Annotated in this window: 10 protein-coding genes and 1 pseudogene; all 11 read right to left on the bottom strand. The window is 64.5% G+C overall.

Annotated features, from left to right (window positions below; genetic code table 11):
* Positions 1-83: 83 nt before the first annotated feature.
* Positions 84-2,474, bottom strand: a complete 2,391-nt coding sequence (locus GGQ88_RS20665) for a conjugal transfer protein TraG N-terminal domain-containing protein (protein WP_246386415.1) — start codon at positions 2,472-2,474, stop codon at positions 84-86.
* 13 nt (positions 2,475-2,487) lie between these two features.
* Positions 2,488-3,924 (bottom strand): conjugal transfer protein TraH, encoded by a 1,437-nt coding sequence (locus GGQ88_RS20660; RefSeq protein ID WP_183615312.1) that lies wholly within the window; start codon positions 3,922-3,924, stop codon positions 2,488-2,490.
* On the bottom strand, positions 3,914-4,738 hold the full coding sequence (locus tag GGQ88_RS20655) for a conjugal transfer protein TraF (RefSeq protein WP_183615311.1): 825 nt from the start codon (positions 4,736-4,738) through the stop codon (positions 3,914-3,916). Before GGQ88_RS20655 ends, GGQ88_RS20660 begins: the two co-directional genes overlap by 11 nt.
* Positions 4,735-6,465, bottom strand: coding sequence for a conjugal transfer protein TraN (locus GGQ88_RS20650; RefSeq protein WP_183615310.1), 1,731 nt, complete (start codon positions 6,463-6,465; stop codon positions 4,735-4,737). The genes GGQ88_RS20655 and GGQ88_RS20650 overlap by 4 nt, the downstream gene beginning before the upstream one ends.
* A complete protein-coding gene (trbC, locus tag GGQ88_RS20645) occupies positions 6,462-7,217 on the bottom strand; it encodes a type-F conjugative transfer system pilin assembly protein TrbC (RefSeq protein WP_183615309.1) in 756 nt (251 codons plus the stop codon). Before trbC ends, GGQ88_RS20650 begins: the two co-directional genes overlap by 4 nt.
* Positions 7,214-8,173, bottom strand: a complete 960-nt coding sequence (traU, locus tag GGQ88_RS20640) for a conjugal transfer pilus assembly protein TraU (protein WP_425490477.1) — start codon at positions 8,171-8,173, stop codon at positions 7,214-7,216. The genes trbC and traU overlap by 4 nt, the downstream gene beginning before the upstream one ends.
* Positions 8,174-8,223: 50 nt before the next feature.
* The gene (gene traW / locus GGQ88_RS20635) at positions 8,224-8,853 is read right to left on the bottom strand and encodes a type-F conjugative transfer system protein TraW (protein WP_183615307.1); all 630 of its coding nucleotides are present in this window, start codon (positions 8,851-8,853) and stop codon (positions 8,224-8,226) included.
* Entirely contained in the window at positions 8,850-9,371 is a 522-nt protein-coding gene (locus GGQ88_RS20630; RefSeq protein ID WP_183615306.1) for a S26 family signal peptidase, read from the bottom strand. Before GGQ88_RS20630 ends, traW begins: the two co-directional genes overlap by 4 nt.
* Entirely contained in the window at positions 9,368-9,754 is a 387-nt protein-coding gene (locus tag GGQ88_RS20625) for a TrbI F-type domain-containing protein (protein WP_183615305.1), read from the bottom strand. Before GGQ88_RS20625 ends, GGQ88_RS20630 begins: the two co-directional genes overlap by 4 nt.
* Positions 9,747-10,133, bottom strand: coding sequence for a hypothetical protein (locus GGQ88_RS20620; RefSeq protein ID WP_183615304.1), 387 nt, complete (start codon positions 10,131-10,133; stop codon positions 9,747-9,749). Before GGQ88_RS20620 ends, GGQ88_RS20625 begins: the two co-directional genes overlap by 8 nt.
* Positions 10,133-10,396: pseudogene (locus GGQ88_RS20615) on the bottom strand (type IV secretion system protein TraC); the annotation flags it as partial. The pseudogene GGQ88_RS20615 and the gene GGQ88_RS20620, both read right to left, overlap by 1 nt.
* Positions 10,397-10,489: the final 93 nt, after the last annotated feature.

The raw sequence follows: 10,489 nt of genomic DNA, 5'->3' as shown, positions 1-10,489 counted from the left end.
TGCTTGAACTCTTCAGTATGCTTGATCATCTCGTCGATCTCCTGCTGCGAGCTTAAAACGCTCAGGTGACCGGCGCAAAACCGTTACAAGTCCAGCTGGCCCTGTGCGCTCATCTGAAAGTTGATGTCGTCGAACCGGACCGGGCCATAGTAGTCCCGGTTCGCCTCGATCTCCGCCATACCCCATTCGCGATAGGCTTGGCTGAGGTTGAGCGAGCCAGCAGCGTTGGCGCCCTCGTACCAGGTAGCCTGGTTCTCGAGCCGGCTGGCCAGTTCTTCCGCGCGGCGCGCCTCAACCGAGTAGGTCTGCGCTTCGGTCAGCGAGCGGCTGAGGCCTGACGCGCTGGACGAGACCTGCGAGCTCGAACTTGAACTCGTCTGGCGCAAGAAGCCTTCGCGGGTGCTAGACCAGTTTCGGGTGTCTGAGAGCTGCTGGAGCGACCCAACAATGCGGTTGCGGTCCTCGGAGGCGATGCCGACGTCGCTGTCCGTCCAGTTTTCATTTCGGCCGCCTCTCGCTTTCGCGCCGATTTCGGCGATTCCTAGATTACCCCCGACGCCAGCAGTGGCCTCGCCATTGAGAAACCAGGAGACGGTGATGTCGTCGGCAGCACGCCGCGACAGGCCGAACTGGCGTTGCAGGCTGGTGGAGGCATTGTCGACTTCGCTGTAGGCCGTGCCGATGCTGTCGTTGCTGCCTGTGCCGCTGACCGTCTCCGCGGAACGACCCTGGCTGTAGGCGTTGCGGATCTCGTTGAACTGGGTGACGGCCGAACTGGTCGATTGCTGGGCAAGGTTCGAATAAGTCTCGCTCTGGCCGCGGCTCTGGCTTGCCATGGTCGAGAGCCTGCTCGTGAAATCCTGCCCTAGCGTCGGGGTGAACGGGTACTGCGAGTTCGGCACGGTCGCGAATTCTGCCTCGCCAAAGCTCGTTGTCTGCGTGCCAGCTTCGGTGAACCCGCGTGTCTGCGGTGCCCCATAGGCAATGCTCGGGTTAAGCGCCCCTTGGGAAAACTGGCGCGAGAACACCGTCGAATTGTCGAGGTTGCTGTTGCCGAGCGATACGTTGCCCGTACTGGCCTCGCGCGCCGCTTCCTCGGCCGCATTCTGCGACGGGTTGAGGTACGAGGTGGCCTGCCCGGAAATCGCCAGCGCGCCCTTGGCAATGCCGCCTGCAAGGAACGGCACTGAGGCCACGAGATAGCCAGCCAAGAGGCCGATATCGCGGTTGACGTCGGTCATGCCAGCAAAGGTCGCGAGGGAGAGCCCGGTTCCACCGCCAGCGGCCGCGACATCGCTGGCACCCTTGAACATCAGGATCATGTGCAGGATCACGAACAGCGGACCCCAGGCGGCCAGATAAAAGAACCCGGTGACATAGCCCCGCAAGGCTACTGGCCCGGTCTTGGGCATCAGGAACAGCGGGAAGATCACCGGGAACATCGCGTAGAACACGACCGTGAGCACGACATTGAGGATCGGCACCCACTTCATCGCATTCTCGGAGATCGACGCATAGGTCCGCTCGGTCTGGATGTCGGCGCGGGTCTGGGCGAAGACGTCGACACTCGACGTGCCGCTGGCGCCCGCGAACCCGTGCATGGCCTGGTTCATGGCATTGATCGTCAGGACCTGGCGAAAGATGTCGCTCGCGTTCTTCGAGACCCCCGAGAGATATTGGTAAGCGACCGGCAGGTCGGCGAGCAGCTTGGTCTTGGCGAGCGCCGCCGTCTGGCGCGGATAGAGCTGCCGTCCGGCGCTGAGCGCCATGGTGTCGACCAGCCCGGCCCACTGGTTCGATAGAGCGGTATAGGCATCGCGGCAGGTGACGATCGAAGCCGTGACGCTGTCATCGGCCTGCCGCGTCAAAAACTTTTGGGCCCGGGCGGCGCTGCCGGGCGCAATCGTCGCCCAGATGTCGTCGCTCTCCGCCAGCTGCTTCATCGAATAGCGGCCGAGCAGCAGGTCGTAGAACACGCATTGCCGGACATGCTCGTCGAGATTGGAGGCAAATTCGGGATCGGAGATGCGCAATGAGCGCGTCGCCTCCATCAGCCGCGCGCCATAGATCATGCCGTTCTTCGAATAGTTGAGGTCGTCCGGCAGGCCGAAGACGAGCTCGGCCGAGCGCGTGAGATAGTCGCCCACCTGGCTGGTAAAGCTCGCCATGAGCGCGAGACCGAGCGGCACGTTCGCGACATTGGCCGGGGCCAAGCCCGGATTGACCCGGTCCGTTACATGCACGTCCATGCGCGGGACCATTAGGCACATGTAGATCAGCGTCGCGCCGAGAAACCAGTTGAGCCAGGCCCGCCAGTCCTGGTTGAAGGCGAGCACGATGACCGCGAGCGCCAGCCCCATGACCATGGTCACCTGGATCAGGCTCTTATAGCCGCCGGCGCCCGTCCAGCTCGCGACCGCGTTGAGGACATTGACGATGTACTCGCCGCCACCGACCGTGAAGATCTCGATCATGACTTGTCTCGCCTTAAGGGACGATGGAACGGGACTGGAGCGCACGCGACCAGTCGAGCGATGCCGCCATCGATGGCGACATCGAGGCCGCCAGCATGTTCTCGATCATCGCTGTCTTCTCGATGATCTGCATGATCGCCGAGACCTTGGCCTGTCCGACCGCCTGGCGCTGCGCGAGGCTCGAGCGCACCTCGGCGACCTGCGAACGCCAGATCGCGAGCTTGGCCTCATCGGCCGCAATGAAGCTCGCCATCGAGCGGCCGGCCTCGGACACGATCCGGTCGAGCACCGCATAGAGCAGGTCGATGCTCGTGATCTCGGCCAGCGTATCGCGATCATCGGTCGCCATGCCGCGGCCATAGGCGGCCTGGACGGTCAGGATCTTGTAAAGCGGGATTGAGGCAACCTGGAGCAGTTCCTTCTCGGCATCGCCGATGGCGGTATCCGAACGGATCGCCGCGACCATGCTGCCAATGAGCGCTGCCACCCGCGGCCGGATGGCCTTGGCCGAACTCAGGCTCATGTCGCGAAAAGCCGGGTTCAGGCACTGGTCCGGCTCGTCGCAGGCAAACACCCGGACCGTCTGCCCCTGCGTGCCATCGAGCAGCGCTGTCACCAGCGTCGAGGAGGCATCGCCCGCGAAGGGCACGAACTTGCCTGGCTCGTCATCCTTGGACGGCACGTAGATCACCGTGCCGATCAACGTCATCGCATACTCGGCCAGCTCCCGGTCGAAGGTGCCGCCTGGATTGAAGAAGGCCGACTTCTTGAGGACGTGCCAGGTATAGTTGCGCGGTACCGCTGGGTTCACGTCGGCATAGTTCGGACCCGCCCCGGAGTTGGTCGAGCTTCTCTGTCCGCGCGTACCGCAGCCGTGCTTGGCCGCCGCATAGTCGGTGAAGATGCCCTCGCTGTTGCCGATCGCCTCACAGATCGCCTTGTCGGCAAGGTCGCCCTTGGGCCAGATGCCGCCGACCAGCCCCTGGGCCATCTCGCAGGAGTTGATGTTAAGATTGTTCATGAGCTGCGCCTTCTGCGCGAACTCCTGCATGATCTTCGAGCACTCGGGGCAGACCGTGTCGATCGCCAGGCTGAAGGCAAAGCCCACGGCATTGTTCGCAACCGCCTTCAGCAGCGCGACGATCTCGCTCGCGTTGATAAAGCTGAAGCTGCCCGCAAAGATGTCGATGCCGCCGCATCCCGCCCGTGCCCTCGGCAGCTGGAGATTGGCGATGTTGGTCGTTTTCTGCGGAAAGCGCGTCCAGACATTGCCGAGGCTGTAATAGCCCGCCGACTGGCCCTGAAAGGCGCTCGGACCGGTGACATTGGCCGCGCCGCCCATGTCGTCCATGAAGCGGTCCATGCTGTCGCCGACATTGGCTTGAAGCGGGGTTGCAACGAGGCTCGTGGCGGCAAGGACAAGCGCCGCCTTGCGCAGCTTAGAAATCATGGCCGGCTTCCTTTGAGGTCAGGAGAAATATGCGGTCCTGCAGTTCGTCGGCCGACAGGACTCCGTATCCGATGGGGATCGCGCGCTTGGCTTCGCTGTCCCACAGGACCAGCGCTGGCGTGATCTTGGGCTCGAGACCCATCCGCGGCCGCTGCCCGCTCTCGACGGTGTAGTTGGGGAAATGACGCGAGGGTCCGCCATCGGTCGAAATGGCCCGGACCGTAAGGTGCCAGCGATCGGCTACTGCCTTGACGATCGGGCTCATCACCTCGCAGGCACCGCAGGTCTGGGCAAAGAAGTAGAACAGGCCGAAGCGGTCGCCGAGATGCGCCATGACCGTATCTCGCTCGGCCGCCCTGGCATCCTGCCACTGCCGCTTGGCGAGCGTCCCGACCGGGCGCTCGAGCGTGTAGTCGAGGCCCGGATCCTGCCAGATCGCTCGCTGCCAGACGTCGGAGAACAGCGACGCCCGGTCAAGCTGCTCGCGCTGGAACCGGATATAGGCGGTCACGTTCTCGGGCGTCGGCTCGATGATTGCCCGGGCCTTCAGCTCGCGCAAGTTCGTGGTGATCGCGTCGAGTGCGGCGGTGGCGGTTGGCGCTTGGGGTTTCGGCTCGCTGGTCTGCGGCGTCTCAGGCTTGCGGCGCACGCAATAGAACCAGTAACCGAGCCGCCGCTCACCACAGTAGAAGGCGTCGCCGTCATTGACCGATGCGCTCGGCGCTTGGGCAGTTTCCTGCGCTGCCGTTGGGCTTACCTGCCCGAGCACGGCGGCCAGGATGATGGCTGTGAGGCCGGTGAGACGAGCGCTCATTGGCTGCTCCTTTCGTAATAGTCGCGAATCTTCTGCTGGATGAGCTCAGAAGTTTGGAGCTCGTCGGGGAGCCGTGCCGCATCGGTGAACTCGGCATAGACCTCGGAGAAATCCATGCGGCTGAGATCGAGCCGGGCGAACTCGTCGAGCGTGAAGCCGAGGCACTGCTCGGTCTTGGGCTTGTCCCAGGGCTTGGGTAGCTGGGCGCGGCCCTGCTCCTGCAAGATACGGGTCAGCTTGGACTCAAAGCAGCAATAGACCTTCTTCTTGGTCAGGCAGACGCCGAGGAAGCTCGAGGAACAGTAGGTGCCGACGTAGGCGCACAGGCCCTGCGCGTCGCGCTGGTGAAGCAGGATTTCCTCGCGGCCGCAGCCCAGCGCTACCAGCAGCTGAATCCCCGGGATGAGAGGAAAGCCCTTGCCCTTGCAGCAGTTGAGAATTCCGAAGACCTTGGAGGAACAGGTCTCGCGCTCCCCCTTGAACAGGGTCATCGTCGCAGGATCGAACTCGCGCCGCGCCTGGTCCATGGCGCTCAAGGCGACGGCCGCGTCCTTGAACTCGTCGTTGGCCTCGCGGCTGATCGTCTCGCATGAGCCGTCGATGCAGTAGACATCGCCGTCGCAGACATATTGCTGGCCCGAATTCTCGCCCGCCGGCACCGGGCACTCGTAGACCCGCTCAGCGGTAGAACAGGGACTGTCATCGGTCAGGCAGTCTTCGCGCACGAAGCGGCAGCTGCCATTTGCTTCGAGGTCACCGCAATCATTGCCGGCGGTCTTGGCCGAACATGTGTAGTTGCGCTGCCAGGCCCAGCACGGCTGGGTGACCGCAACGCCATCGACAATCCGGGTGACCGGGTCGCTGTCGGTGCAGACTTCGGTGTCGAGCGTGCAATTTGTATCGCCCGCGAGCGGCGAGCACTGGCTCTCGTTCCGCTCGGTGGTTACCACGGTTTCCGTGGTCCTCGTGTAAGCCGTTGCCCCTTCAACCCGCGAAGTGCAGCTCATCAGATCGACGCGCAGGTCCCCATAATTGCAGCCCCAGTAGATCCCGAAATAGGGATCGCACAGGTTGATCGGCCAGGACTGGGTGACCGTGCACTGCGGCGCCGGATAATGATTGCAGGCATAGATGCCGGACGGATCGACCCCGCTGCCTGCAACGCAATAGTAGCCATAGACCTCGCGCGGGGTCGCGTGCGCCTCGAGCGGAATCTGGCAGGAAGCGGCCCTCGTCTCGGCGGTGTAACCGGTGTTGCAGGTCGCCATGTAAGTGCCGACCGAACCGGTTCCTGGCGGCAGGGGCACGCAGTTGCCCTTCGAGCCCGAGACCGACATGCCGCTGGTGTAATCGAGCGGCGTTTCGCTGATCTGTCCCGACCGCGCGAGGATGCTCTTGATCTCCTGGGCTGAGAAGCGCGCGCGATTGTTCATGCTGTCCTCGATCGCGCGGACCGCGGTATTGCTGGACGCGGCACTACGCGCCGCGCCCTCGATCCGGTCAGGATGATCGGCAAGGTCTTCCAAGCCCTGCGTTGCCGCGGGATTGAACCCGGGCACCCGCGAAGCGTCAGGCGTGGTCGTTGCCGCGCCCTTCACGCGATCGATCATCGTGTTCCCGAAGGCTTTGCCGTCAGCCTTCGCGTCGCCGGTCGTTTGAGCCGAAGCGGGCTGGAGAATTCCTGCCAGAAGAAGCACGGCCCCGATCAGTCTAAGGCAGTGTTTCATTGAACCTCTCCCTGTTCGAGGCGGGCGAGATGCAGGCGAGCGAGCGCGGCACCCGGACCATCCCCGTCGCGGAAGGTTTCGAGGACCTGACCGACCGTGACATTGCCGGTCAGCCGATCATGGGGCGGCGCAACGTCGCGGCAGTCGAAGCCGTCGCAGGGCGAAAAGTCGCTGCCCACCATCACGAAGCTCGGTGCGGCCTCGATGTGAAAGGCGCGGAACAGGCGCGGGTCGATCCCGAGCGCCTGGGGTGCATCTTCGTTTTGCCAGATCGCGGCCAGCATCGCCTTGAACCGGGCGGAATCGCCCGCAGGAAAGCCGCGCAGCACGGTAACGCCGCCGGCCCGGCCCATGTCGCGTACCAGCGCCTTCAACGCCTCGGACGGCATCGACAGGCTGGCAAAGGCGATGAAACGCGGCCCTTGTCCGAGCGGAGACTTCTCCGCCTCGGCCCGCTCACGCACCATCGCATCGAAATCGAGCGCGTCGGCACTCTTTGCCGCTGGCGGCAGGCTGTCGGCGTACCGGGCACCCGCCGCCTGTGCCTGGACCTGGGTTTGCAGGGCGTCATCGTGCACGGCCTCGGCACGGGTGCGGACCGTGGCCGCGAGCGCATCGGCGTCTTGTGCGTGCACAGCTGAGCGGGCGCGAATGGCGTCGAGATCGATGCCTTCTGGCGCGCTCTGGGCAAGCGCAAAGCCCGCCAGCGAAAGACCTAGCCCAAGGGGGATAAGGAGAAGTGTCCGGTTCATAGCGCGCAGCAGTTCCGCTTGCGCCAGACGAGGTAGCCCATGTCCTCGCCGATCGCGGGGATGACCTGTCCAGCCGATTGAAAGGTGGTGGCGGCGCCGATCGGGGGGCAGGCATAGCGCCCCTTGGTCGCCGGGTTCGGATTGGTGGCCTGGAAGCGGTATTGCTGCTTGCGCATCACCGGCATCAGGTACTTGCCGCAAAGGCCCTTGCCGCCCATCGTGCCCCAGGCGACGAGCTCGCGGTGAAGCTTGTAGGCGAAGCGCGAAAGCACGAGCCGCGAGGCCTGCACGTGGCCAATCGAGGCCGAGACATTGCCGTTCATCGGGTACATCGAGCCCTGGCAGCCCGCGCACCAGAACATCTCGTCGACCGGCAGATGGACCGTCGAGGACACGCAGTCAGCGGCGCAAGCAGCCAGCGCCAGCGGGTTGGCGAAGAGCACGGCTTCGGGGTTGATGATCGCGGTGAGCTCGCTGTCCTGCCAGAGCGGATCGATCTCGGAGATGTAGAGGATGTCGATCGAGCCGGACTCAAGGCACAGGAAATCGGTGACGATCTCCATCCAGTAGATCAGCGGGTAAGCGTACCAGTGAACATGCCAGCTCGAATAATTCTGGCTCGCCCCGCCAATCGCCGAGGGACCCTTGATCGAACGGAACCCGATGTCGAAGCCGGGATCGAGTTTCATCCCGCCGAGATTGACGAAGCACCACGGCTTCATGCTGACATCGGCAAGCCGGACGGGCTCCCAGAAGCCCATGGCAATGCCAGGCCGCAGACCACACAGGCACAGCGGCAAGGCCGGGTTTGCGGGATCGGGGCGGTTCGACGGCCAAATCTTGAGCCCGCCGATCGATATCGGGAACAGGCACGACCAGCAGATGTCGGTGATCGGATTGACGAAGCTGCCGGTACAGCGGCCCGGGCCGGCCGAAGCTTCGGCCGGGCTGGTCATGACCAGGCTGAGAGCTCCCAGCGCCGTCGTCGCAAGGTTTCGAAGGAAATTCATGGCCGAACTCCCGGTTTGCGGGGCAGGACGATCTCGCTGACGTCGAGGAGCCGTCCTAGCTGGCGCACGCGCGCCGGCACGGACTTGATCCCGAAATGTCCGATCAGCTTGCCTCCCTGGTCGAAGTAGAAGCGCCGTTGCCGCGCCTTCATCAGCTCGAGCGGCGCGCCGCGCACGAGGATGAGCTTGGCGCCAGGCGACTGGCTGATCGCCCAGGCAAGCTGGTCGGGATCGTCGCCGTCGAAGAACAGCAGCTCAGCGCGCAGCGGCACACTGTCGAGCGGGTTCACGCGGGTTCCCCGGGCGTGAATGAGCTCGCCCTTTGCGCCGCGAATGTCGGTCTCGAGCGTGATCGTCGGGTCGAAGGCCCAGCGCCGGGCGGTGTCGGCCCGCGTGAGGCCTGCCACCGGCTCCGGCCGGTTGACCCGGGCGACCGTGCGCTGCTTCAACTCGTCATTGCGCCGCTGCGTCTCGCCAGACTTTTCCATGGCGGTAAGCCGCGCGTGGATCTGCTCGAGGAGATCGCGCTCGATCACGGAAAACACGGCACCATGCTGACCATAATCGCGGGCCTCGACCTGGCTGGTGATGGCAAGACCAAGCGGCAAGAGAAGAGCGCGCCTCACAGGATCGCCCTCCCGCTGCCCAGGATATGGCCGCGGCAGGCCAAGCCCACCTCGCCGTAGCGGCTGTCGAGGCCGCGCGGATGGTCGCTGCCAACGTAATAGCAGCTGCGCGGGATCACGCCCTGCGGTCCCGGGCTCAGCCTGAAGCCGAGCCGGGTCTGCGCAAGACGCGTCGCGACCGGGTGTCCGTTGATCAGGACTTGCCGGCCTGCGTGGGTCACAACGTCACCCGGCACACCCAGCACGCGCTTGCCGAAGAGGTGCGGGCCTTTGCCGAAGTGCTTCTCCAAAAGCGGCGAGGCCGGCGGTTCGAAGAAGATCAGACTGCCGCGCGCGATTGGCGCCGACTTGTCGAGCCAGAATGCCCAGTTGGGTAGGCTCGGGCTCGCGTTGATCAGGAAAGCGTGGTCCTGGCCGAAGGCGGCCAGCGGCGCCCAGGCGAACGGCAAGGCGACGATTCCGGTGAGCAAGAGCGGACGCCTGGCTCGGCTGAGGAGGCGAGCGATGGCACGGGTCATGGCCGCTTCTCCCGGCCAAGCCGTGCGGCAATGCGCCGCTCGAGTTCGGCAGTGGCATCGGGCACGTCGCCGGCAACGACCGCCTCGGCGACCAGCACCACCCGGCCATTGCCGCCCATCTCCTGCACCGCCGCTTCGGCCGCCTTGAGGTAGGCAAGCGTGCGTGCCTGGCCCGCTTCCGGATCCTGGCGCTCACGCGCCTCGGCGTCGACGAAGCGCGCGATGGTCTCGGACATGCGTACGGTGACGATCTGCTCGCGGGGCTTCACCAGTTCACGGCTGACCCAAGCGCCCCAGAGCAGGAGGCAGACGGTGAGGAGAACCCCGCCGAGCCGCAGCGCGAGCGGGCGATTAAAAGATTGTAATAGGGGCGCGTCAGCCATTGTCGGTCTCCTTGAGGAAGGCCGGAGCAAGCGCTGTGTCGAGGCGCTTCAGGAACCGCGGCGCTCGCACGAGCAGCACGCCCAGCGAAATCGCGAGAAAGACGCCCTGCAGGTCCTGCGAGAAGGCGATCCGCCGGATCGCGCTGGCTTCGCGGTAGTGGTCCGCCAAGTTGCCGAGCTGCGCGAACAGCAGGGCCATGTCCCAGCCTGCCAGGAACAGGAAGGCGAACAGCGGCAGGCCCAGCACGATGAGCAGGCTCGAGACCGCGAAACGTGACACCTCGATGAGGACGAAGCAGGTGCCCTGCAGGAACGGGAGCAACCGCATCGGCGGCGACCACACACCGATGTGATCGAACGGGGTTTGATGGAAGACCATCAGCGGTCTCCCAGCGGCAGACCGGCGACCGTACGGATCGCGTCGGCGAGCGGCATGCCCCGCGCCTCGAGCGCCTGGATTGCCGCATAGGTATTGGGGTCGGAGGAGAAGATCGTTGCCGAGAGCGGATCGAGCACGAGGCGGCCGATCGCTTCAGTCTCAGGACCCTTGATGAAGATCTCGGAATATTCCGCGCCCGAGCGCTTCAATGAGCGGATCAGGGTCTCCGTACGATCGTCCATGTCGAGCCGGGCGCTCTGCCTGGACTTGTAACGGTTTTGCGCCGGTCACCTGAGCGTTTTAAGCTCGCAGCAGGAGATCGACGAGATGATCAAGCATACTGAAGAGTTCAAGCA

The sequence above is a fragment of the Novosphingobium hassiacum genome (assembly GCF_014196055.1).
Lineage (GTDB): Bacteria > Pseudomonadota > Alphaproteobacteria > Sphingomonadales > Sphingomonadaceae > Novosphingobium > Novosphingobium hassiacum.
This window is presented reverse-complemented; position numbering and strand designations above follow the sequence as displayed.